24 protein-coding genes are annotated in these 23,014 nt (G+C 71.2%); 14 read left to right on the plus strand and 10 right to left on the minus strand.

Annotation, left to right across the window (positions count from 1 at the left end; translation table 11 throughout):
• Position 1 precedes the first annotated feature (1 nt).
• Positions 2-940, plus strand: coding sequence for a carbamate kinase (locus QQ657_RS03670; RefSeq protein WP_284740597.1), 939 nt, complete (start codon positions 2-4; stop codon positions 938-940).
• Positions 941-1,011: 71 nt separating this feature from the next.
• On the opposite strand, the gene QQ657_RS56630 is transcribed toward QQ657_RS03670, so the two are convergent.
• Positions 1,012-1,266 (minus strand): DUF2180 family protein, encoded by a 255-nt coding sequence (locus QQ657_RS56630; RefSeq protein WP_350310638.1) that lies wholly within the window; start codon positions 1,264-1,266, stop codon positions 1,012-1,014.
• Positions 1,267-1,748: 482 nt separating this feature from the next.
• On the opposite strand from QQ657_RS56630, the gene QQ657_RS03675 reads away from it, so the two are divergent.
• From QQ657_RS03675 to QQ657_RS03685, 3 genes are all read left to right on the plus strand, one after another.
• Positions 1,749-2,315: a TetR/AcrR family transcriptional regulator gene (locus QQ657_RS03675; RefSeq protein WP_284740598.1), complete on the plus strand. Its 567-nt coding sequence runs from the start codon at positions 1,749-1,751 to the stop codon at positions 2,313-2,315.
• A gap of 114 nt (positions 2,316-2,429) precedes the next feature.
• Positions 2,430-3,050, plus strand: coding sequence for an NAD(P)-dependent oxidoreductase (locus QQ657_RS03680; RefSeq protein WP_284740599.1), 621 nt, complete (start codon positions 2,430-2,432; stop codon positions 3,048-3,050).
• A gap of 13 nt (positions 3,051-3,063) precedes the next feature.
• A complete protein-coding gene (locus tag QQ657_RS03685; protein ID WP_284740600.1) occupies positions 3,064-3,507 on the plus strand; it encodes a hypothetical protein in 444 nt (147 codons plus the stop codon).
• A 16-nt stretch (positions 3,508-3,523) separates the two neighbouring features.
• On the opposite strand, the gene QQ657_RS03690 is transcribed toward QQ657_RS03685, so the two are convergent.
• Complete coding sequence (locus tag QQ657_RS03690; protein ID WP_284740601.1) at positions 3,524-4,147, minus strand: ferritin-like domain-containing protein; 624 nt, start codon at positions 4,145-4,147, stop codon at positions 3,524-3,526.
• A 151-nt stretch (positions 4,148-4,298) separates the two neighbouring features.
• Here QQ657_RS03690 and QQ657_RS03695 point away from each other — a divergent pair, with 151 nt between their 5' ends.
• Complete coding sequence (locus tag QQ657_RS03695) at positions 4,299-4,988, plus strand: response regulator transcription factor (RefSeq protein WP_284740602.1); 690 nt, start codon at positions 4,299-4,301, stop codon at positions 4,986-4,988.
• Entirely contained in the window at positions 4,978-6,330 is a 1,353-nt protein-coding gene (locus tag QQ657_RS03700) for a sensor histidine kinase (RefSeq protein ID WP_284740603.1), read from the plus strand. The genes QQ657_RS03695 and QQ657_RS03700 overlap by 11 nt, the downstream gene beginning before the upstream one ends.
• A gap of 4 nt (positions 6,331-6,334) precedes the next feature.
• On the opposite strand, the gene nagA is transcribed toward QQ657_RS03700, so the two are convergent.
• Entirely contained in the window at positions 6,335-7,429 is a 1,095-nt protein-coding gene (gene nagA / locus QQ657_RS03705) for an N-acetylglucosamine-6-phosphate deacetylase (protein ID WP_284740604.1), read from the minus strand.
• Between the two features lie 198 nt (positions 7,430-7,627).
• Between nagA and QQ657_RS03710 the strand changes: the two genes are divergently transcribed.
• On the plus strand, positions 7,628-8,038 hold the full coding sequence (locus QQ657_RS03710) for an ArsR/SmtB family transcription factor (RefSeq protein ID WP_284740605.1): 411 nt from the start codon (positions 7,628-7,630) through the stop codon (positions 8,036-8,038).
• Positions 8,035-9,702, plus strand: a complete 1,668-nt coding sequence (locus QQ657_RS03715) for a SulP family inorganic anion transporter (protein ID WP_284740606.1) — start codon at positions 8,035-8,037, stop codon at positions 9,700-9,702. Before QQ657_RS03710 ends, QQ657_RS03715 begins: the two co-directional genes overlap by 4 nt.
• Here the strand turns inward: QQ657_RS03715 and QQ657_RS03720 are convergent.
• Both QQ657_RS03720 and QQ657_RS03725 read right to left on the minus strand, forming a co-directional pair.
• The gene (locus QQ657_RS03720; protein WP_284740607.1) at positions 9,661-10,422 is read right to left on the minus strand and encodes an SWIM zinc finger family protein; all 762 of its coding nucleotides are present in this window, start codon (positions 10,420-10,422) and stop codon (positions 9,661-9,663) included. The genes QQ657_RS03715 and QQ657_RS03720 overlap by 42 nt on opposite strands.
• A complete protein-coding gene (locus QQ657_RS03725) occupies positions 10,415-13,432 on the minus strand; it encodes a DEAD/DEAH box helicase (protein ID WP_284740901.1) in 3,018 nt (1,005 codons plus the stop codon). The genes QQ657_RS03720 and QQ657_RS03725 overlap by 8 nt, the downstream gene beginning before the upstream one ends.
• Positions 13,433-13,517: 85 nt before the next feature.
• Between QQ657_RS03725 and QQ657_RS56635 the strand changes: the two genes are divergently transcribed.
• On the plus strand, positions 13,518-13,952 hold the full coding sequence (locus QQ657_RS56635) for an antibiotic biosynthesis monooxygenase family protein (protein WP_350310633.1): 435 nt from the start codon (positions 13,518-13,520) through the stop codon (positions 13,950-13,952).
• On the opposite strand, the gene QQ657_RS03730 is transcribed toward QQ657_RS56635, so the two are convergent.
• Positions 13,906-14,655 carry an SDR family NAD(P)-dependent oxidoreductase gene (locus tag QQ657_RS03730; protein ID WP_284740608.1) on the minus strand — a complete coding sequence of 250 codons (750 nt, stop codon included), beginning with the start codon at positions 14,653-14,655 and terminating at the stop codon, positions 13,906-13,908. The genes QQ657_RS56635 and QQ657_RS03730 overlap by 47 nt on opposite strands.
• Before the next feature lie 93 nt (positions 14,656-14,748).
• Between QQ657_RS03730 and QQ657_RS03735 the strand changes: the two genes are divergently transcribed.
• The gene (locus tag QQ657_RS03735) at positions 14,749-15,357 is read left to right on the plus strand and encodes a TetR/AcrR family transcriptional regulator (protein ID WP_284740609.1); all 609 of its coding nucleotides are present in this window, start codon (positions 14,749-14,751) and stop codon (positions 15,355-15,357) included.
• A 64-nt stretch (positions 15,358-15,421) separates the two neighbouring features.
• Here QQ657_RS03735 and QQ657_RS03740 read toward each other — a convergent pair whose 3' ends face one another.
• Positions 15,422-15,967, minus strand: coding sequence for an EF-hand domain-containing protein (locus QQ657_RS03740; RefSeq protein ID WP_284740610.1), 546 nt, complete (start codon positions 15,965-15,967; stop codon positions 15,422-15,424).
• Between the two features lie 287 nt (positions 15,968-16,254).
• Between QQ657_RS03740 and QQ657_RS03745 the strand changes: the two genes are divergently transcribed.
• Together QQ657_RS03745 and QQ657_RS03750 are read left to right on the plus strand one after the other, a co-directional pair.
• The gene (locus tag QQ657_RS03745) at positions 16,255-16,494 is read left to right on the plus strand and encodes a three-helix bundle dimerization domain-containing protein (protein ID WP_284740611.1); all 240 of its coding nucleotides are present in this window, start codon (positions 16,255-16,257) and stop codon (positions 16,492-16,494) included.
• 46 nt (positions 16,495-16,540) lie between these two features.
• Complete coding sequence (locus QQ657_RS03750; RefSeq protein WP_284740612.1) at positions 16,541-17,089, plus strand: SRPBCC family protein; 549 nt, start codon at positions 16,541-16,543, stop codon at positions 17,087-17,089.
• A 34-nt stretch (positions 17,090-17,123) separates the two neighbouring features.
• On the opposite strand, the gene QQ657_RS03755 is transcribed toward QQ657_RS03750, so the two are convergent.
• The gene (locus tag QQ657_RS03755) at positions 17,124-18,044 is read right to left on the minus strand and encodes a hypothetical protein (protein WP_284740613.1); all 921 of its coding nucleotides are present in this window, start codon (positions 18,042-18,044) and stop codon (positions 17,124-17,126) included.
• 100 nt (positions 18,045-18,144) lie between these two features.
• Positions 18,145-19,317 carry an epoxide hydrolase family protein gene (locus QQ657_RS03760; protein WP_284740614.1) on the minus strand — a complete coding sequence of 391 codons (1,173 nt, stop codon included), beginning with the start codon at positions 19,315-19,317 and terminating at the stop codon, positions 18,145-18,147.
• Between the two features lie 103 nt (positions 19,318-19,420).
• Here QQ657_RS03760 and QQ657_RS03765 point away from each other — a divergent pair, with 103 nt between their 5' ends.
• On the plus strand, positions 19,421-19,996 hold the full coding sequence (locus QQ657_RS03765; protein WP_284740615.1) for a CGNR zinc finger domain-containing protein: 576 nt from the start codon (positions 19,421-19,423) through the stop codon (positions 19,994-19,996).
• 24 nt (positions 19,997-20,020) lie between these two features.
• Here the strand turns inward: QQ657_RS03765 and QQ657_RS03770 are convergent, their stop codons facing one another.
• Positions 20,021-20,614: a hypothetical protein gene (locus QQ657_RS03770; protein WP_284740616.1), complete on the minus strand. Its 594-nt coding sequence runs from the start codon at positions 20,612-20,614 to the stop codon at positions 20,021-20,023.
• A 760-nt stretch (positions 20,615-21,374) separates the two neighbouring features.
• Between QQ657_RS03770 and QQ657_RS03775 the strand changes: the two genes are divergently transcribed.
• Complete coding sequence (locus QQ657_RS03775; RefSeq protein WP_284740617.1) at positions 21,375-22,925, plus strand: alpha/beta fold hydrolase; 1,551 nt, start codon at positions 21,375-21,377, stop codon at positions 22,923-22,925.
• Positions 22,926-23,014 lie beyond the last annotated feature (89 nt).

The following is a 23,014-nucleotide window of genomic DNA, read 5'->3' on the forward strand; positions in this document are numbered from 1 at the left end:
CGTGCGGATCCTGGTCGCCCTGGGCGGCAACGCGCTGCTGCGCCGCGGCGAACGGCCGGACGCGGACCTGCAGCAGGTCAACGTGCTCGCCGCCGCCGAGGCGATCGCGGAGCTGGCCGCCGAGCACGAGGTCGTGCTCACCCATGGCAACGGCCCCCAGGTCGGGATGCTCGCCCTGGAAAGTGCCGCGGACCCCGCGCTGACCCGGCCGTACCCCCTCGACGTCCTCGGCGCCCAGACCCAGGGCATGATCGGCTACCTGCTCGGCCAGGCCCTGCGGAACGTCGTGCCCGGCAGACAGGTCGCGACGCTGCTGACGCAGACGCTCGTCTCCGTCGCCGATCCCGCGTTCGCCGACCCCACCAAGTTCGTCGGCCCCGTCTACACCGAGGACCAGGCGGCCTCGCTCGCCGCCGAACGCGGCTGGACGGTGCGACAGGACGGCCCGGCGTGGCGCCGGGTCGTCCCGTCGCCCCGCCCGCAGCGCGTCGTGGAAACCCGGGTGATCCGCGCACTCGTCGAGGCGGGCACGATCGTGGTCTGCGCCGGCGGGGGCGGCGTTCCCGTGGTGCGCGACGAACACACCGGGCGGCTGCGCGGCGTCGAAGCCGTCGTAGACAAGGACCAGACTGCGGCGCTGCTCGCCGAAGCCCTCGACGCCGACGCCCTGCTGCTGCTCACCGACGTACCCGCGGTCGTCGACCACTACGGCACTTCTCAGGCCACTCCCATCCACCGCACCACACCGGCGCAGCTGCGGTCCCGGGACTTTCCGGCCGGCTCGATGGGTCCCAAGGTCGACGCCGCCTGCCGCTTCGTCGAACTCACGGGCAACGTCGCAGCGATCGGTGCACTCGACTCCCCCGCCGCGATGCTCCGCGGCGCCGAAGGCACCATCATCACTCCGGCCGGCCGGCCGCGTGAGGCACACAGTCACTGACGGATCTCGCTCGCGTGGCTCGGAGGCAGCGCCGCAGTCGAACGGCACGGGCACCACACTGGTGCCGGCCGTTACCCCGATTCGCCTTCGTGGGCGGCCGGCCAGGGCACGGCGTCCTGCCCAGAGCACGTTCGCGCACACTCGTTACAGCGCGCGGCCCGGCTCCAACGCTCGTCCATCCTGGTTTCGAACCCCTCGGGCGAGCGTTGCGCACGCTCACGATGTCCGAGAACCAGGTGGTTGCGGCACAACCCGGCGCCGCAATCCACGCAGACCGCTGAGGCCTCCGCCACGAGACCGGACACCGCACAATCCAAACACCGCATCTCGACCCCGCATCGCGCGAACACCACCGGGGCCGCGCCGACGACGCAGCACCCGAGGTGTGAAGGCCTGCCCGGGGGCGGAACGCCCCGTCTTGCGACATCGGGATCCAGACCTGCGGGCCTGGCCACCAGTCCGGTACCTCGGGCGGGTTACCGGTTTTCCGGCAGCACCAGCCTGCCCCGGCCGGCTCGCGCCGTGAGGAGTCCAAAGTCCCGATTCCCCGGGCAGTCCGTCACCGATCCGGGAAGACAGTCGATGAGCGCGGAGACGGCCGGGTCGCCCGTGCACGGACCGGCCCAGGCGATGACGAGGCCGGGCAGGCGTGGCAGATCGGCGTCACCGCGACGCCGCAACCCCCATCGCTCATCGCATCGAGGGCGCGCACTCCGCTCGACACCCCTCACGGCGACGCACCCGAGCAGCCTGAGCCCGCCTGGAGCACGCCGGTGCCGCTGAGGCAGTTGTCTCGTAGGATGTGACGGTGAGTTACTCGAGCGATCCGCGGGCGGAACGCAGCCGGGAGGCGATGCTCGTCGCCGCTCGGCAGCTGCTGGCGGGCGAGGGGCCCGGCGCGGTCACCCATCGGCGAGTCGCTCAGCGGGCCGGCGTGGGCCGGGCCACCGTCTACCGGCACTGGCCACAGCCGGATCAGTTGCTGCTCGATGCGATGGGCGGCGCCGACCTGCCGCTCTTCAAGAGTCCCGAGGCGCCGATCCGCCCGTGGCTGCGGCGGGAGCTTCGGCGGATGGCGGACGAGCTCGCCATCCCGGCCGTCGCCGCGGCCGCCCTCACCTTGGCGCAGTCGGCGCTCTGGGACGCGGAGATCGCCCACCGGCAGGACGAGTCGGTCAAGACGATCGCCGAACGGATCCACGCCGCGGTCCGCTCGGCCGTCACCTCCGGTGAACTGGCGTCCGACGTCGAACCGGCGGACCTGACGGCCATGCTGATCGGGCCGATCGTCTATCGCACGGCCATGCAGCGGGACGCGGTCTCCGGCGACCTCGTCGACCGGCTCGTCGACAGCATCGGGACCTGGCGCGTCTGACGCGATCGGCATAGTTCGCCGGCATTCTCTGAGACAGTTGACTCACAGTGTGCTTCTGTGCCAATCTCGCATTCTGCGAGACAGAAGTCTCAGAGAATGTCATCGAGGAGAACCATGCGGATCGCCGTACTGGGCGCCACCGGAGCCACCGGCCGCCACGTGGTGGCCATCGCGCTCGAACGAGGCCACGAAGTCGTCGCGCTCGCCCGGCGCCCGGACGCGCTGTCGGACCTCGCGCACGACCGCCTGACGACCGAAAAGGCCGACGTGCGCGCCCCGGACACGATCACCTCGGCCTGCCGCGACGTGGACGCGGTCATCAGCGCACTCGGCATCAGCAAGGGCGGGCCGGCCGACACCCTTTCGGCCGGCGCCCGCGCCGTGGCCGACGCCAAGCCGCCCCGCCTCGCTTGGATGGGCAGCTTCGGCGCCGGAGCTTCCCGGCACCGCGCCGGGCCGTTGTACGACTTCACCCTCCGCCGCGTACTGGGCGACGGTTTCGCCGACAAGGAAGCCGCGGACGAAATTGTCGCGGGCCCGCACAGCACGGTGTTCCACCCCGTCATGCTCACCGGCAAACCCGCGGCGAACACGACACGCGTCGTCGCCCTCGACGCGCTCGAGCGTTCCTGGCGATTCATGCCGCCCCGGATCGCTCGTGCCGACGTCGCCGCGGCAATGGTCGGCGAAATCGAGAACCCGGCCCACGCCGGCCGGACCGTCGCAGTCTTCTGAGGAGAGATCTCCCTTGTCCACCGATACCTGGGTGCTGCTCTACGGAATGTTTTCCGCCTACTGCCTGGCCGGCTGCCTCATGGAGCACTTCGCGGTCTTCTCCGGCTGGCCGGCCGTCGGCTCCGCGGAGTTCAAGTCCGTCCAAACGGCTCAAGGCCACGGCAGCGGCATCGTCTACGTGCTCCCCAAGACCGTGCTGACCGCGCTCGTGATCGCCATCCTCGTCGCCGCACCGGACGGCCTTCCGCGCTGGCCCGTCTGGGCCGCGTTGGCGGCGCTGACCGCCGGCTGGGTTTCGGCGGCCGTGATCCAGGTGCCGATCCAGCTGCGCATCCGGCACAGCGCCGACCGCCGGGAAATCGCGCGGCTGCTGCGCACCGACTGGATCCGCGTCGCCGCGATGGTGGTCCACTTCGGATTCGCCGTCACCGCCATCGCCATCGCCGGGACGGGCTAGCTACTCATCGCCCGGGTCAGTTCTCGAACGCGGCAAGGTGGTGCTGCGAAGCCATCAGCAGGTGCTGGTAGATCCGCTGGACGTCCGGCGCGGTGAGCCCGTCGAGGGACGTGCGCAGGTCGGCGATGTCCGTCGTCTCCACCGTGCGTCCCACCTCGAGCGCCGCGACCTCGCTGCTCGCGCCCTGGGCCAGCAGCTTGTCGTAAGTGGCCTGCACGGCCGGGGTGACGAAGTGGCCCTGCGCCTGACCGGCGGTGGGATCGGTGACCCCGTAGCGGGTCATCAGCGTCCGCACGGCGTCCAGGTGAGCCGTCTCCGCCCCGGCGATCCGGTCGAAGACCACCACGTCGTAGCGGCCGGCGAACTCGGTGTAGAGGTCGTGCGCGAGCTTCTCCTCCTCCGCGTTGGCCGCCAGCGTCGTGCGCTGCGCCTCGCTGAGCGTGCCGCTCGGGTCGGCGACACCGGTGAGGCATCCGCCACCCCGGTTCATCCCGCCCCGGACCATGAAGCCCGATCCAGGGGCACCGCCGAGTCCGGCACCGGTCTGCGGTCCACCGGCGAACGCGGGGATCGCGACGAGCGCGCCCACGCTCAGGATGCCACCCGCGGCGATCGTGGTGATCAGTGTGCGGGTCCTCATGACTCCTCCTTCTCCGGTTTTCCTCGGACACCGTCAGGGTGGGTCCCGCGCGGCGAGATCCCGTGTGATCGGTGTGGAGATGACGTGGAGACGGGCACCGGGGACCTTGGACCCTCGATCCGCCCGTGCCGCCCCGGGTAGACCTGCCGGTGTGAGTGCCACCGTGCTGGTCGTCGAGGACGAGAAGGAGATCCGGGAACTGCTGCGCCGGTACCTCGAACGCGCCGGCTTCGCCGTGGTCACCACCGGATCCGGTGCGCAGGCGCTCACGATGCTCACCGCCCACGCCGCCGAGATCGTCGTACTCGACCTCGGGTTGCCGGACATCGACGGCCTGGAGGTGCTGCGCGCCGCCCGCACCGACAGCCGGGTGCCGGTCGTGGTGCTCACCGCCCGCGGCTCCGTCGACGACCGGATCCACGGGCTCGAGCTGGGCGCGGACGACTACGTGACCAAGCCGTTCAGCCCGACCGAAGTGGTGCTGCGGGTCCAGGCCGTGCTGAATCGCACGACCGGCTCCCCCGCCCCGGCCACGACGTCGTACGGAGACGGCCTGCTATGCCTGGACGAGTCACGGCACGAAGTTCGCTGGCACGGAGACTCACTGGAGCTCACGCCCACCGAATGGGGCGTGCTGGCCACCCTGGCGGCCGTGCCCGGGCGGGTGTACTCCCGCTACGAACTGATTAACCGGGTCCGCGGCTACGAATTCGAAGGCTACGAACGCACCATCGACTCCCACGTGAAGAACCTGCGCCACAAGCTCGGCTCCGCGGGCGCGGACGTCGTGCAGACCGTGCTCGGCGTCGGCTACCGGCTGGGGCTGCGCCGTGACCACTGACCGCCACCCGCGCTGGGGACCGCTGGCCTGGCGGCTGCTGGCGGCCTTCGTCCTGGTGGCACTGTCATCCGTGCTGGTGCTCACCGGTGCCGCGCTGCTCGGCACCGACCGGGGCCTGGCCGCCGCGGAACGCGCCGGCCGCGAGCAGGCCGCGGGCCAGGTGGCCGCCGCCGCGGGCGCCGCCTACACGCGCGCGGGCAGCTGGACCGGCGCCGACCTGGACGCGGCCACCGCGATCGCCACCGGTGCCGGGGCCCGGCTCGTCGTGCGCGACACCGGCGGGTCGCCCGTCACCGGAAGAGGCCATGGCATGCCTGGGATGGGCAACCCGATGGCCGGCGCGCTCGGCGGTGGCCGCGTCGACGCACCCGTCGTCGTCGATGGCGAGACCGTCGGGTCAGTGCAACTCGCGTTCGGCACGTCCACCGCGTCCGCGGCCAAGGACGTCGCGTGGGGCTGGATCGTCCTCGCGGCCGCGGTGGCGCTGCTGCTCGCGGTGACCGCAAGCTGGTTCGTCAGCCGGCGCATCGCCGCTCCCCTGCTCCGGCTCACCACCACGGCGAAGGACATCGCCGCCGGCGACCGCTCGGCCCGCGCCCGGCTCCGGGCCCCCGGAGAACTCGGTGAACTGGCGGACGCCTTCGACCACATGGCCGACCAGGTCACCCGCGCCGACCGCGCCCGGCGGAACCTCACCGCCGACGTCGCCCACGAACTGCGGACCCCGCTCGCCACCCTGCAGGCCGGGCTGGAGGAGCTGCGCGACGGGCTCGAACCACCCGACGTCGAACGGCTGACCAGCCTGCACGACCAGGCGCTGCGGCTCGGCCGGGTCGTGCAGGACCTCGCCGACCTGACCGCCGCGGAAGACGCCGCCGTCTCGCTGCGGCTCACCGACCTCGACCTCACCGCATTGATCGGCGAAGTGGTGACGGCCCACAGCGCCCGGCTGCGCGCGGCCGGGCTCGACGTCCGCACCGAGCTCGCCGGGCACATCCCGGTGCGGGCCGATCCCGACCGGCTGCACCAAGCGGTCGGAAACCTGCTCGGCAACGCCGCCCGCTACGCCCGGCCCGGCGACAACGTCACCATCCGGACCCACTCCACCGGCGACAACGCGACCATCGAAGTCTCCGACACCGGCCCGGGAATCCCCGCCGACGAACTGCCGCACGTGTTCGAGCGGTTGTGGCGCAGCCGCGCCGGGATGTCGATCGCCGGGGCGGGCATCGGCCTGGCCGTGGTCCGGGAACTCGTCACCGCCCACGGCGGCACGGTCACCGCGACTTCAAAACCGGGTGGGGGCAGCACATTCACCATCGCCCTCCCGCTGAAGGGCTAGCGATTCACAGCTCTCGCGCTTGGCGCAAGACGGTGCGCAGGGCCAGCGAGTCGTCGAGCACGAGGACGTCCGCGCGGTTTCCCGGACGCAGCAAGCCGATGTCGCCTCGCGAGAACAGCTCGGCCGGGGTGCGGGTCGCCGCGTTGACCGCGATCTCCAGTGATATCCCCGCCGCGCAGGCGTCGCGGACCGCGTCGAGCAACGTGATCGTGGTGCCGACCAGCGTGCCGTCAGCACGCCGCGCCGTGCCACCGGACACGTCGAACTCCACGTCGCCGAGCCGGTAATGGCCGTCCAGGCAACCACCGGCGGCCAGCGCGTCGGTGACGAGCACGACCCGCTCACGCGCCGCCTGGAAGGCCAGCCGGACCGCTTCCGGGGAGAGGTGGCTGGGATCGGCGATCACCCCGACGAAGACGTCGTCGCGAGTCAGCGCCGCACCGGCGATGCCCGGGTCGCGATGGGTGAACGGGCGCATCGCGTCGAACAGATGCGTCACCGACCGCGCGCCGACGTCGAACGCGGCGTGCGCCTCGGCCGCCGTCGCATCGCTGTGCCCGCAGGCCACGAGCACACCGGCCCGGACGCAGGCGCGGACCACGTCGAGCGCGCCGGGCAGTTCCGGGGCCAGGGTCACCTGTGTGACCGGCCCGGCGGCCAGCAACCGCCCCAGCAGTGCGGTGTCCGGCGCCCGCAGCAGAGCGACCGGATGGGTCCCGGGCCGGGCGGGCGAGAGGAACGGCCCCTCCAGGTGCACGCCGAGAATCCGCGCACCGCCCGGCGCCGCCTGTGCTTTGGCGGCGGTCTCGATGGCGGCCACGGTCTGCTCGGGCCGGCTGGTGATCAGCGTGGGCTGGTAGGCCAGCACCCCCGTGCGGGCCAGGGCCATGCTCGCGTGGGCGTACCCATCGACGTCGGCGTTGAGGAAGTCGACGCCGCCGAATCCGTTGACCTGAAGGTCGACCAGGCCGGGAACGGCGATCCCCGAGCCGGGACCGGCCACGCCGATCGCGGTCACCAGACCGCTTTCCCGGTCCACTTCGACATCGCCGCGCCGGTACGCGCCACCGACCAGAGCACCCGCCACACCCAACCGCACGACACGCCTCCGTCCGGGCAGCACTTGCCGCCCCGCTCGATCAGCCCACTCTCGCCCTTCACCGTCGGAGGCGGGCAGTGCCCGAGGACCTCGTGCGATGGGACCTAAGACATCGAGCCGAGCGCGACGCGGCCGCGAGCAGGTGCGGTCGGAGACCGGATTGATGGATTGATAGAATCATCAATCCAGGAGGTGCCCATGCCCGCGAGGTCCCGCACGACCGAGCCGCTCTACCGGATCAAGGCCGACCTGTTCAAATGCCTGGCCCACCCGACCCGGATCCAGGTCCTGGAGGTGCTGGCCGCGGCCGGCGAGGAGGGCGCGCCGGTGACCCGGCTGCTCGATGTGACCGGCTGCGAAGCCTCGCAGCTGTCCCAGCACCTCGCGGTCCTGCGCCGCACCGGGGTCGTCACGTCCACGCGCAGCGGGAACGCCGTCGAATACTGGCTCGCGCAGCCGCTGGTCGCCGAGCTCCTCGTGGTGGCGCGGGCGTTCCTGCTGGCGAGTCTGCGGCCCGGTTCGGACCAGCTGGCCGCCGCCCGCGAGCTGCCGCCGCTGCCCGGCGCGAGCCCCCAGGCCGTGCTCGACGCGATCGCGCACCGGGCGTGAGCGTCCTCGCCGCGGCCCGGGACCTGCTCCCCGGCCGGGACGACTACGACTTCCGTCCCCCGGTACTGCGCGCGGACCTCCTCGCCGGGGTCACCGTCGGCGTCGTGGCCCTTCCGCTGGCACTGGCGTTCGGGGTCAGCTCGGGTGCCGGCCCCGCGGCCGGGCTCGTCACCGCCGTCGTGGCCGGGATCGTGGCCGCGGTCTTCGGCGGCTCCCCGGTCCAGGTGTCCGGGCCGACCGGCGCGATGGCCGTCGTGCTGGCCCCGATCGTCGCGGCCCACGGCGCGTCCTCGGTGGCCCTCGTCGCGGTCCTCGGCGGGCTGGTCGTGCTCGTCGCCGGCACCGCCCGGCTCGGCAGGCTGGTCGGCTACCTCCCCTGGCCGGTCGTCGAAGGCTTCACGCTCGGGATCGCCTGCATCATCTTCCTCCAGCAAGTCCCCTCCGCCGTCGGCACGACCGCGCCAGCCGGCGAGAACCCGTTGCTGGCCGCGGGAAAGGCCGTCGCGCACGCGGTGACCGGGGACGGCGCCGCCGTCTGGACGACGACCACCGTCGCGCTGGTCGCGGTGCTCATGCTCGCGCTGCCGAAGCTGCACCGCGGAATACCGGCGTCGCTGATCGCGGTCGCCGTGGCGACCGTCGCCGCGGAGATCCTCCACGCGCCCGTCCCGCGGATCGGCGGCTTGCCGAGCGCGCTGACCCCCGCGTTGCCGTCGTTCACCCCCGGCGCGGTCCGCGACCTCGCCGGAGCCGTCGTCGCGGTCGCCGCCCTCGCGGCGATCGAATCCCTGCTCTCCGCCCGCGTGGCCGCGACGATGACCCGCGGCGGCCCACCGGTCGGCCCGACGCGCCCGGACCGCGAACTCGTCGGGCAGGGACTCGCCTCGATCGCCAGCGGCCTCTTCGGCGGCATGCCCGCCACCGGCGCGATCGCCCGCACCGCGGTCAACGTCCGCTCCGGCGCCCGCACCCGTTTCTCGGCCATCACCCACGCCCTCGTCATCCTCGCGGTGATCTACGCCGCGACCGGGCTCGTGTCCAGGATTCCCCTGGCCGCGCTGGCCGGCGTCCTCATGGTCACCAGCTTGCGGATGGTGCCGCGCGCCGCGATCAGCGAAGTCGTCCGCGCGAGCCGGTCCAGCGCCGTGACCTTCGGCGCGACCGCGCTCGTGACCATCGCGGCCGACCTGATCCTCGCCGTCGAGATCGGCCTGCTCGTCGCCGCCTTCTTCGCCCTGCGGCACCTCGCCGGCGCCGCGCAGGCCCGGCGCGAACCCCTGCCGGGACCCGCCACCGCCAGCGACGAGCACATCGCGGTGTTCCGGTTCGAGGGCGCCATGTTCTGGGGCGCCTCCGAACGCGTCCTCACCGAGCTTTCCGGCACCGCCGACGGCGTCGACGTCGTCGTGCTCCGGCTGTCGGGGCTGCACATCCTCGACGCGACCGGGGCCAGAGCCCTCGGCGAAACCATCGAAGAGCTCGAGGCACGCGGTGTCACCGTTCTGGTCAAAGGCATCCGGCAGCACCACCGGCACCTGCTGACCGCCACCGGCGCCCTCGGCAAGCTCCGCCACGGCGACCACCTGTTCACCAGCTTCGAGGAAGCGGTGACGCACGCCCGATCACACGTGCGCGCACCCCGGGACCCCGTGCCCGGGAAGTGACGCACCGGCGAGTGCCCGATACACCGGCCGGAGCAGCTCGGCGACGTCTTCGCCGCCCGCTGTGATCGCGAACGGCGGGGCCTGGTCCAGCAGCGCGTCGCACGCCGTCCGAGACCCGTGCAACGGCGCCGCGCCGCCCAGGCCCGGCGCCTGGCCGCAGTCGAAGAAAGTGTCCATGACTTCGGTCAGGGCCGGAGACCGGTCTTCGGGATCGAGCGGCTCGGCGGAGATGAGCCGGTTCTTCAACTCCTCGAGCAGCATTTCGCGGTCCCGGCCGCGCAGCGCGAGGATCGTGAACGGATCGTCGCCGACCTGCGCCACGAGCGCGGAGAACACGGCGTTCAGGTGGCCGCACGGCACCTCGATGTCCGGGCAGGTGCAGTCCAGTGACACCTCCCGCGCCGACGACGGGAACAAGGGCAGCCGGACCGCTTTGAAGATCTGTTCGACGTCTCGGGGCAGTTCGCCGCTGAGCAGCTGGACCGTGGCCGACGCCTTCGCGGCGAGCGCATGGGTGATCGTCGCCCAGTCCGCTTTCCCGAACGCCGTCAGCCCGATCCGCACCTGGTAAGGGCGATCGTCCTGCACCTCGGCGTCGACGCGCCCGGCGCCGACCTCCAACGACACGACGCGCCCCTGGGCCTTCGCAGGCAGGAGCACGCCGATCGCTGTCAACGCCCGGATGAACCGGGTCGCCCACCACGGGAGTGGCTCAGTCATCGATCGCGTCCTCCCCCAGGGTGAGCACCCCGCGCAGTGCGTCCGTGGACAGTTCGGTGAGCCAGCTTTCGCCCTCGCCGACGACCATGCCCGCCAGCGCGCGTTTCCTGGCGATCAGGGTGTCGATGCGGTCCTCGATGGTGCCCGGGCAGACGAACTTCCGGACCTGGACGGTCCGTCCCTGCCCGATCCGGAACGCCCGGTCGGTGGCCTGGTTCTCGACGGCCGGGTTCCACCAGCGGTCCAGGTGCAGGACCTGGCTGGCGGCGGTCAGCGTCAGCCCCGAGCCGCCTGCTTTGAGCGAGAGCAAGAGGATCCGCGGCCCGTCGCCGGCCTGGAAACGTTCCACGATCGCGTCCCGCGCCCCCTTTGCCAGACCACCGTGCAAAAACGCGACTTCGGTGCCGAGCCGATCCGACAGGTGGGGCACGAGCAGGTGGCCGAATTCCGTGTACTGCGTGAAGCACAGGACCCGATCGCCCGACGCCAGGATTTCCGCGAGGATCTCTTCGAGGCGGATGACCTTGCCGGAGCGCTGCCCGATCGGGGAGCCGTCGTGCAGCAGGTGCGCGGGGTGGTTGCAGACCTGCTTGAGTTTCGTGATCGCGGCGAGGATGTTGCCGCGGCGCTTGATGCCTTGGCTGTTCTCGATCTTCTTCATCATCTCGTCGACGATCGCGCTGTAGAGCGTGCCCTGTTCGCGGGTGAGCCGGTACTCCTGCCGGATTTCGAGCTTTTCCGGGAGCTCGGGGACGATCGCGGGGTCCGTCTTCACCCGGCGCAGCAGGTACGGCTGTGTGAGCCGGCGCAGCTCGGCGGCCGTCGCGGTGTCGCCGCCGCGCTCGATCGGGGCCGCGAACCGCTGCCGGAACTCGAACCTGCTGCCGAGCAGCCCGGGGTTGAGCAGGTCCAGCACGGACCACAGGTCCGCCAGCCGGTTTTCCACCGGGGTGCCGGTCAGCGCGAGCCGGTGCCCGGCCGTGAACCGCCGCACCGCCTTGGCCGTCGCGGTGTCGGCGTTCTTGATGGCGTGCGCTTCGTCGAGCACCAGGCGTCGCCAGGTGAACTTCTCGAGCTCGTCGGCGTCACGGGCGGCGGTGGCGTAGGTCGTGACGACGAGGTCGGCCGCGGCGACCTGCTCGGCGAGCGCGTCCCCGTGCGCGCGGGCACTGCCGTGGTGGGCGTGGACCCGCAGGCCCGGGGCGAAGTTCGCCGCCTCCCGCTGCCACATGCCGACCAGCGACATCGGGCACAGCACCAACGTCGGCCCGCGATCGTCGTCCGCCCGCTCGACGGCCTCGAGCGCCAGCGTCTGGACGGTCTTGCCGAGGCCCATGTCGTCGGCCAGGCACGCGCCGAGCCCCATCGATGACATGAAAGCCAGCCAGGCAACGCCCCGCTGCTGGTAGGGGCGCAGCGTGGCCCGGAACGACGGCGGCAGCGCGACCGGCCGCAGTTCCTGGTGGACCCGCTCGGCCAGGACGTCCCCGACCCAGCCGCCGGCGCTGACGCCGGTGACCGGGAGCGGCGTCTCCTGCCCGACGTGGACGAGCTCCAGCAGCTCGGCCGCGGTGATGCCCTGGGCGTGCCGGTGCGGGTCGCGGCGCAGGAACTCGAGACCGGCGCGGAGCCGGTCGGCGTCGACACTGATCCACCGGCCCCGCAACCGCACCAGCGGCGTCTTCGCCGCGACGAGCCTGAGCAGCTCTTCTTCGCTGATTTCGACGTCGCCCACCGCGATCGACCAGCGGAACGCGGCCAGCTCGTCGCGGCCCACCCGGCTGCGGGTGACGACCTGCTCCGACGGCGTGCTGTGGACGGAGAGCCGCAGCCCGAGCCGTCGCCGGCCGTCCCAGGTGGCCGGCAGCTGCACTTCGAACCCGGCCTCGACCAGCCGGGTCGCGCCCGAGGTGAGGAACTGTTCGGCTTCCTCGACGGTCAGGTCGTACTCGGACGGCTGGGTCCGGCGCAACGCCGGCGCCAGCATCGGTTCCACCAGCGCGGCCCGGCCCAGTTCGGCGACGAACAGTCCCTTCGGGTCCCTGACCAGCCCGTGCGCCTCGCCCGACCAGATCTGCCCCGCCGACAGCAGCAGGCTCGGATCGGCCGTCGCCCGCAGGAGGAACTGCAGCTGCCACTTGGTGCTGTCGCCGGTCTGGTCGTCGGGGTCGTCCGCGTCCGGCGGCCGCAGGGTGCCGACTTCGGCCAGCCGGAAACACGCGCGGCCGTCGACGACGTCGGTGTCGGCGACCTCGTCCCACTTGGCGACGGCGTCGGCCAGGACACCGAGCTCGGCCAGCGGCAGCTCGACGCGGGGAGCACCGCCCTGCAAAGCGGCCAGCCACACCCCGGCCGTGCCCCGGCCTCCGCGCAGGTCGACGGGCGGATCCGCGCGCGCCAGCCGGTCCCGGACGGTCGCGTCGACCAGGGTGTGCAGGGCATCGGTGACGAGCGCGCGCGGCGAGGCCCCGGTGAGCGGCGCGACCTGCTCGGCCCGCCCGACCGGCGGCATGGCCGCGACCAGTGCGTCGAACGCGACGAAGTCCACGCCTTGGAGCACCGGGCGCCACCGGGCCTCCGCCGCGTCGCCCTGGCGGACCAGCGTCGGCAGGACCCGTCCACGCCCCACCAGATCCGTGGCCAGGCGGGCCACCGCCCGCAGGTAGGTGACCGAAGCACCGTAGGAGGCCGAGTCGTCGAGGTCGTCCAGCTCGGTGGCGTCCACGATCAACGCGGGCACCGACCAGGGCCGCAACGACGGCGCCGGGCCACGCCGCTTGCCGCCCGGCTCGGTGGAGGCGAGCGGCCGGTTCGCCCGCGACGGCAGCAGCAACGTCGCCGACGTGGGTTTGCCGGGGTGCAGCGCGGTCAGCCGCGCGCTGGAGACGGCGAACGGATGTGGAAGCGCCATCCGCGCCGAACGGCTCGACGTGCCGGCCGGGCGCCGGTCTTGCTCGGCCCAGAGCAGCAGACCCCGGCCCGGCGACCACAGAGCGTGCACCAAGGGCAAGGTCTGGGTCTCCTTCGTCCGATCCGAGGTCGCCGCCCGGGAAATGCGCTGGCTCGTCCGGCGCATCCCACCTTACGGTGACGAAATGAGCGATCACCCGGCGGCGCCCGTCGAGGCTTTCGAACCCCCTTACTACGTGGCCGTCTTCACCACGGTGCGCACCGAGGAGCAGAGCGGCTACCGCGAGACCAACGCGCGCATGGAAGAGCTCGTGCAGGAGGTCCCCGGGTACCTGGGGATGGACCACGCGCAGACTCCCGGCGGGCTGTCGATCACGGTCGGGTACTTCCGCGACGCCGACGCCCTCACGCGGTGGCGGACCGACACCGAGCACCGCGCGGCGCAGGCGGGACGAGTGGTACCGGAGCTACACGCTGCACGTGGCCAAAGTGGAGCGGAGCCACGGGTTCACGCGAGCGTAGGCTCGTCCACTTCGGACAGTGACGGTGGCCGGGAGCCGCGCCGCGACGCCGTCAGATCTGGTTCTCGCCACCGTCGACGTACAGGTTGCTGCCGATGATGAAGCTGCTGTCCGGGGAGGCGAGGAAGACCACCGCGGCGGCCGCCTCGTCCGGGTGGCCCATCCGGCCGATCGCGATGTCGCCGGCCAGTTTCGCCTTGAACTCGTCCTCGTTCTCCTCGCCGACCAGCTCGGTGATCCCGTTGGTGTCGATCGGTCCCGGCGAGACGGCGTTGACGCGGATGCCCCGGCCCGTGAGCTCGTGGGCCCAGGTCCGCGCGAACGACCGGACGGCGGCCTTGGACGCCGCGTACACGCCGAAGGCCGGGGTGCCGTTGTCGGCGGCGGTGGAGGCGTTCAGGATCACCGAGGCGCCGTCGTTGAGCAGGGGCAGCGCCTTCTGCACGGTGAGGAGCGTGCCCTTGACGTTGACGTCGAAGATCCGGTCGTACTCCTGCGCGGTGACCTGCTCGAGCGTCGCGAAGGCGGCGGTGGCCGCGTTCGCGAACAGCACGTCCAGGCCCTGACCGCGATCGCGGACCGCGTCGTAGAGGCGGTCCAGGTCGGCCGGGTCCGTGATGTCCCCCGGCACCGCCGTGACGTCCCGGCCGATGATCTCGACGGCCTCGTCGAGTTCGGTCTTGCGCCGGCCGGTGATGAACACGTGCGCGCCTTCGGCGACCAGCCGGGCGGCGGTGGCCCGGCCGATCCCCCGCGTGCCGCCGCCGGTGACGACGGCGGTCTTTCCTTGCAGCTTTCCCATGTCCGAACCTCCGCAGATTTCAGCACCGATCGGTACAGATTTCGACCGTAGCACTTCCAGACCGACCGGTACCGAAGGGGTATGATCGGAGCCATGGACACCGCCGGGAAGACACCGATCGGCCGGCCACGCGGGTTCGACGCCGACGCGGCGCTCGAGCGGGCCATGGTCGTCTTCTGGGAGCAGGGGTACGAAGGCGCCAGCCTGACCGAACTGACCGCCGCCATGGGCATCACGAAGACGAGCATGTACGCCGCCTTCGGCAACAAAGAGGACCTGTTCCGCAAAGCCTTGGAGCGCTACGAGGAAGGCCCAGCGGCCTACGTGGCCCGGGCGCTGCGGCAGCCGACGGCGCGAGAGGTCGCGACGGCGTTCCTCGCCGGCTCGGTCGGGGCGACCACCCGCCCCGGCTGCCCTTCCGGATGCCTGGGCGTCCAGGGCTCGCTGGCCGCGGGCGAGGCCGGGCGAACCGCCCGCGACACCCTCACCGACTGGCGCGACAAGGGCCGACTGCACCTCCAGGACCGGTTCCGGCGAGCCGTCGACGAAGGCGACCTGCCCGAGGGAGCCGATCCGGGGCTGCTCGCCCGGTACCTCATGACGGTGGCGAACGGCATCGCCGTCCAAGCCGCGGGCGGCGCCGGACGGGATGAACTCCTGCAGGTGGCCGACGTCGCCCTGCGGAACTGGCCGCCTGCCTGACCACCGCCGGTTCGCGACCGACCGCACCGGCCACCGTCACGCGGCGGCCGGTGCGGTGCGGTCGTCAAGCGAGCGGGCCGTACAGGCCGTTGCCCGGAGCCTCCGGGTCGGTGCTGGTGAAGTACTGCCGGGTGGCAGCCGAAATTTCATCGCGGGTCAGGTAACCGCTGCCGTCGGCGTCGAGCAGGCCGAACGTGTACTCGGCATCGGATTCCGAGGTGCCGTAACCCATCTGCAGGCGCACCCACTCCGCCTGGCTGAGCTGCCCGTCGCCGTCGGCGTCGCCCATCGCCAGCAGCGCGTCGATGGCCGGCTGGAACAGGTCCTGGTAGCGATCCCCGTCGGCGAAGACGGTCATGCCACCGGTGAACTCTTCGCGCGACACCCGGCCGTCACCATCGGTGTCGAGGTTGCCGGCCAGCGACTCCCAGACGCGCTGGAAACCCGACGTGACCGCCTGCGCCGCGGGCGTCTCGGTGGCGTACCCGAACGCGGCGGCCACCTGAGCACCCCGCAGCACGAAGTCGTCGTGCTCGATGAAGCCGTTGCCATCGGCGTCGAAGTGCCGGAAGAAGTTCGACCACTTGCGTTCGAGGAGGTCCTGGGACATCGAAGTCCTTTCGTTCGGGAAGAGCCGGAGCGCGCCACGCTAGCCAGGACCTGCCGTCCCCGGCCGAGAACGGTGATCGCCACCCTCCGCAGCCGCAGGCGCGCGGCATTCCGTGACCGCGCGCCCCGAAAGGGAAAGGACTCACGAGACCGGATGACGCCGCCTTGCCGATCGTGCACCGCGGCACCGAAACCGCCCGCCATGCGGCATTCACCTCAGGTTCACCCTCTGGTCGCTTCCCCGGGGCACCCCACCGCAGACGGCCCCAGTCGGCAGGAAGGATCGCGATGCGCACCCCGACCCTGGACACACTGGCCACCGAACAGCTCGACATCCACTTCGGCCAGCTCGAGGACCGGCTCAGCCACGACTACACCGACGTGACCCGGACCCGGCTGCACGACCTCGTCAGCCGGGAACGCGCCCGGTTCACCGGCGCCCGCATCCACGCGTTCGTCCCGATCCTGGTCGAACGAGCCGTCCGCACCACATTGACCACACCACCGGGCAAGCATCGCCGCGCATAGCCACGACATGAGCGGCGGGTGCCGCCGTCCTGAGTGAGAATGGACCATGGTGTTCAGCCTCGGAGTCGCACCCCGCTCCACGGAAATCTCCGCGGCCGCGGCCGGTGACGATCTCGTGCCGCACCCCGATGTCGTGATGGACCGCGGCTTCACCCTGCCCGCCCCGCCCGAGCGGGTGTGGCCGTGGTTCGCGCAGCTCGGCAAGAACCGCGCCGGCTGGTATCTGCCCACCTGGGTCGAAGCGCTCCTCCCCCGCCGTCGCCGCGCCCTGCGCCGGATCGACCCCACCTTGCAGCACCTGCGGCCCGGCGACGTGATCGACGACTGGGGCGGCCGCGACGCGACCTTCGAGATCGTCACCCACGACCCGCCGCACAGCCTCGTCCACCGCTCCACCCGCGGGCGGCTCGAGCTCAGCTGGGCCATCCACCTCGTCGCGGACGGCGACGGCACCCGCGTCCACCTTCGCTTCCGCCTGGCCGGAGTCCGCCGCCGGCGCTTGGCCGAGTACGGCGGCGGGCTCCTGGATCTGCTGACCGTCGCCGGCCTGGCCGCCGGGCTCCGTGAGCGGGTTACCGCCGAGCGACGGACGTGACGGGCCGGCGCCGAAAGTGGCGCCGGCCCGGGGATCAGTCGCCGCAGATCCCTTGTACCGCCGTCGGCCCCCAGGTGGCGTTGGTCGGCGTCGCCTCCACCGCCGCCGACTCCAGCTGGCTGCCCGGGAAGACCACCTGCAGGCCGGTCCCGGGAAGCGGGACGTTGATCGCGGCACCGATGCCCAGCGTCTTGCTGCCGTTCCCGTTGCCACAGCGGGAAAAAGCGACCTGGACCGGGTCGGAGTTCGGGGTCGTCGGCAACGAAAGCCCGAAACTGGTCCCGTAGTTGCGGGGGAAGGGAGCACAGACCGCGAACGCGTCGAGCTCCCAGATGCCGCCGAACCCGTCGGCGTCCTCCAGTGCCTTCACCTGTGCCACGCGGAAGGTCTCGGCGAACTCGTAGACCAGCGTGGCCTGCCCGTCGGCGCCCAGGATCTGCGAGCCGAGGCCGAGCACCGCCTCGTTGTCCGACCCGCAGTCCGCCCGGGCGATCTGCGTGGAGTTCGACGAAATCGAGCGGCCCACGACCAGGTGCATCCCCGCGATCGGCGGCGCGCAGATCGCGAACGCCTGCACCGCCCAGTCGGCGGTCGTCCCCGGCGACAGCTCGAACGCGCCCGCTTCGTAGCTGTCCCGGCCGCCGGTCGTCGAGGGTGCCGGGCGCATCTCGGACAGCACCACCCGCTCCGACTCCGGTGTCGTCGCCTGGACCTGCGCCCAGCCACCCCCACCGAGGACCTTGGTACCGGCCGGGCACACCGCCGACGGCGCGAACTTCGGCGACTGCGAGTTGCCTGCCGACAGCGGCCCCACGACCACTTGCACCGTGCCCACCGCCGCCGCGGGCGCCGCCGTCGCCACCTGCAGCCCGACGCACGTTCCCGCGGCCACCACCAGGCTCGTGGCCACCCGCAGGCCCCGCGATCCGAGCCCGCCCATGCGCAAAACTCTCATTTTCGTCCTCCCCAACCGGCTGTCGCCGATGTCGGTCGACCGGAACAGGAAGCCACCGTGACACGGCCCGTCGACAATCCGGCGACAGCGCCGAGCCCGGTCACCGACCGGCGGCCAGCACCGCCGCGAGGCCCGCTCGCAGATCTTCGACGAAATATCCGGGGACCTCGAGCGACGGGAAATGTCCCCCGGCTTCGGGCGCCCTCCACCGGACGATCTGCCGGTACCGCTCCTGCGCCCACGGGCGCGGGCACTTCTCGATGTCGCGGGGATACATGCTGATGGCCGCCGGGACGTCGACCCGGAGTTCGGGGTCGAGCGAGTTGTGGCTTTCGTAGTAGATGCGCGCCGCCGACGCACCACTGCGCGTCAGCCAATACAGGGTGACGTCGTCGAGAATGCGATCCAGGGAGATCCGCTCGAACGGGCTGTCTTCGGTGTCCGACCACTCGGCGAACTTGTCGAGGATCCAGGCGAGCAGCCCGACCGGGGAGTCCACGAGCGAATAGCCGATGGTCTGCGGCCGGGTGGCCTGCTGCTTCGCGTACGCCGCGCGGTGGTGCCAGAAGTCGCGGGTTTCCTCGGTCCACTTGCGCTCGAGCGCGGTCAACCTGTCCGTGCTCAGCCCGGGCGGGCCCTCCGCGAACGTCGTGTGGATGCCGAGAACGTGCGCCGGGAACCGGCCGGCGAGCACCGTGGTGATGTTGCCTCCCCAGTCGCCGCCGTGCGCGGCGAACCTGCGGTAGCCGAGCCTGCCCATCAGTTCGACCCAGGCGGCCGCGATCTTTTCGGTTCCCCACCCGGTGGTGGCCGGCTTGTCGCTGTAACCGAAGCCGGGCAACGACGGCACGACGACGTGGAACGCCGGCGCGGCCGCGTCTTCCGGATCGGCCAGCTCGTCCACCACGTCGACGAACTCGGCGATGCTGCCCGGCCAGCCGTGCGTCAGGAGCAGCGGGGTGGCGTCCGCGCGCGCGGATCGGCGGTGCAGGAAGTGGATGCCCAGGTCGTCGATGGTCGTGCGGAACTGGCCGATCCGGTCGAGGCGCGCTTCGAACGGCCGCCAGTCGTACCCGGTGCGCCAGTAGTCCACGACCTCGACGAGGTCGGCGAGCGGAACGCCCTGGTCCCATCGCCGAGGGCCGGACGCCGGGCGGTGGACCGTCTCGGCCTCCGGCAGCCGCGCCGCGGCCAGCCGCGCACGCAGATCGTCGAGGTCGGCGTCGGTCGCGTGGGCTTCGAATGCTTGCACGTCGCTGGTGGGACGGGGCATGAGACCTCCTGGCCGTCGCGGAACCGGCTACGCCCTGCTGCGAACCGGCTTAGACGGTTCTAACATGCCTTCTTACCTTCCGGCAACCTGCTAAGCTGGTTCCATGCGCGTCGAGTTCCCGGAATTTCGCCTCGGTACCGTGCTGGCGACCAGCTTCACGGGGACGCTGTCGGAGCGTCATGGCGAAGCCGTGGAACGCATTCCCACACCGCACCGGCTCATCGACTGGCTGGCGGTGTACGGCCTCGCCGTGGACTCCTGCACCCCGGCTCAGCTCGACCTCGCCCGGGAACTGAGGGAGTCGATCCACGCCGCCGCGACAGCGGCCGCGACCCAGGACGCTCTCCCCGCGTCCGCTGTGCAAGTCATCAACGACCGCAGCGCTCAAGGCCGGGCCGCGGCCGTCCTGACGCCCGAGGGTGAGCGTCGCTGGCAGCTCAGTTCGGCTTCCCGCGTGGAAGACGCCCTGGGCGTGATCGCCGCCGACGCGATCAGCATCATCGCGGGCGAACGCGACGGGAAACTGGCCTTGTGCGCATCGCCGACCTGCCAAGCCGCTTTCTTCGACACCAGCCAAAGCCGCACCCGCAAATGGTGTGACATGAACACGTGCGGGAATCGCCAGAAGAAAGCCCGCTTCATCGCCACCCACGGCAAAAAACCGCGATCAGCGGACTGATCGGCACCCGCAAGCGTGCGATTATCACTTGAACGGCGGACTCTCATTGCTTGCGACGTTCCGGCCGTCGAGAGTGAGATCGACGTGGACCTTGTACTCCCCAGGATCCTTCGGGAGCGGCACCCAAAGGTCAACCGACGTCGTATCATGGTCAGTCGACGGCCGCAGCTCATAAGCGAGGTTCGTGTTCAGCCAGTCACCATGAAGCCGAAACTTCCCGTCGACCTGCCACATCTCCCAAGTAAGCACCACCGTCTTACCGCGAAGCCCGCTCAATTCGACATCGGCACTGAGCGCAACACCAACCGGTTCTCGAGCATCATCCGTGTGCCGAGCGTCCGAGAGCACTTTGAGTACTCGCTCCGCCACTTGGTCGGGCGGCACGCGGTTTCCGGCCAGATCCGTGGAGTAGCCAACGATTGCAGGCAACAACACAAGATCGACCGGCACGTCAGAACCGGCGCCCTTCATGACCTCATCTGCAGCAGAACGAACCGCCTTGTCATCAAGCCCACCCGGAAGTTTCAGGTGTGTTTGCGGCCGACCGGCAGACTCGCTCGTGATAGTCACGCTTGTCGACGGCTGAACGGTCGACGAGTGCGCCGACTGCGAGGTCATCGTCGGCTCCGTCCGACTGGCAGTTGACTGCGGATCACTACTGCTCGCGCTGGTCTGTGGCGTTGGAGAAGCCGTTCCACCGACTCCCGCTCCTTGAGGGCTACCACCCCCATTACGATGCTGATACTCACTCAACGGGATGCCCGATGTCGCGCGAACCGCCACCGCCGCACTGTCGTTTACATCACGTGCCGGCCACAACGCAACAACGGCACTGATGGCGGCAGCCATCGCCCCTGCACCCAAGATCCCCACCTTCACGGTTTTCAGCCATTGCCACCTCGACCTGGCTTGCACCACTGTGCTCACCCGTCGCCCCGCCACTCGTGGCGAGCGGCGAGGATGTCCGGCTGTTCGCTTGGCCATCGGATGCCCCCAGGATTGCTTGAAGCCATCCATAATAACTCAATTTCGAGCACCAATCCGATCATTCAGCACCTCAACGTGATCAAATCCCCGATCGAGGAACCAGGTCACAATTCCCCAAAGTAGATCCATTTGACGGAACACCGCGAAACCATCGGAATTCAGCCGATCTGTCCGGTGAATCGGTGCCCCCAGCCCTTCGTACCGGCTCTCCCATCCACGTCGGACGCCACTGGTCACCGCTGCCCGCATGAGCTTTTGTCCCCCTTGCGAGCTACCCGGCCTGCTCGCTCCGGGGTGACGTTTCCGCACTCCTGATCTCGGTAGCTTCGTCGCCTCGAGGCAGGCGGGGAGCCACCAGGGCCGCCGCCGCCGGAATCGGAGGGCGAGCACCATGAGGAAGACACGCGGGTTACGGGGCCATCGGTTCGCCGCGGCCCTGGCGGTCACCACGCTGACCGTTCTCGGCGTGGCCGCGTGCGACAGCGCGGACGACGAAGACACCCCGGCCGCCGCGGCGCTCGCGTGGGGACCGTGCCCGGCGGCGGCGCCGGGTGTCACCCGGGATCCGCGGCTCACCTGCGCGAAAGTGAAAGTCCCCCTCGACTACGGCCGTCCGGACGGCACGACGATCGAGGTCGGGATCTCCCGGCTGGGTGCCGCCGATCCCGCGAAGCGCCACGGTGTCCTGCTGCTGAACCCCGGCGGCCCGGCGCTCGCGGGGCTCGACACGCCCGGCGCGATGGCCCCGACGCTGCCGAAGTCCGTCCTGGACGGCTACGACCTCATCGGCTTCGACCCGCGCGGTGTCGGGACCAGCACCCCGCAGAGCTGCGGCCTCGAGAACCCCAGTGTCGCCGCGCTCTTCCCCTACCCCGCCGCCGACGGCTCGATCGACGCGAACGTCCAAGCCGCTCGCGCCACGGCCGGGAAGTGCGCCGCCCAGGCCGGGGAGAACCTGCGCTTCTTCACCACCGCCAACACCGCCCGCGACCTCGACCGCGTCCGCGATGCCCTCGGTGAAGCCAAGATCTCGTACTGGGGCCAGTCCTACGGCACCTACCTCGGGGCCGTCTACAACGCGCTCTACCCGGACCGGGCCGATCACGTGATCCTCGAGGGCAACGTCGATCCCGCCCACGTCTGGGCCGGTGAAGCGGAGAGCTGGGGCAAGGGCATGGCCGAACGGTTCCCCGACGCCGCCGCCGTCGCCGCCTCGCAGAACAGCGCTCTCGGGCTCGGCGCCACCCCCGCCGAAGTCACCCAGGCCTACCTCGCACTCGTCGATCGGCTCGACCAGCGGCCGGCGCCGGTTCCCGGCACGCCGCAGTCGTTGAGCGGGGCGATGCTGCGCAGCGTCACCTACGCGCTGCTGATCCACAACGACACCCTGCCGGTGCTCGCCCAGGTCTGGAAGGCCGCCACGGACCTGGCCGACGGTCACGTCACCGAAGCCGACGGCAAGGTGCTCACGCAGGTGTTCGCCGACTCCCCGGCCACCCCGGGCGTTCCCGCGGACAACCAGGCGACCATGTTCCTGGCTCTCACCTGCGGTGACGCCGAGTGGTCCCACGACGTCGGCAGCTACGCCCAGCGCACCGCCGCGGACCGGAAGACCTGGCCCCTGACCGCGGGCATGCCGGCGAACATCTGGCCGTGCGCGTTCTGGCCGCAACCGGCCGAGAAGCCGGTCGCGGTGACCGCGGAAGGCACGCGCAACACGCTGATCCTGCAGAACCGCCGCGACCACGCCACGCCGTGGGACTCCGGCATCGGCCTGCGCCACGCACTCGGCAACCGCGCCGCGTTCGTCGGCGTCGACAACGGCGGGCACTACGTCTACCACGAGGGTTCGGCCTGCGCCGACAACGCCACCGTGGCGTTCCTCGACACCGGCCGGCTGCCGGACAAGGACCTCGACTGCACCGACGTCACGCGGCAGTGACGGCTCCGGCCCGAATGTCGTGAAGGGCACCCTCATGGCCGTAAAGGCCATGAGGGTGCCCTTCACGACGTCCGGCGATGCCCACCGCC

Source organism: Amycolatopsis ponsaeliensis (assembly GCF_030182635.1).
GTDB lineage: Bacteria > Actinomycetota > Actinomycetes > Mycobacteriales > Pseudonocardiaceae > Amycolatopsis > Amycolatopsis ponsaeliensis.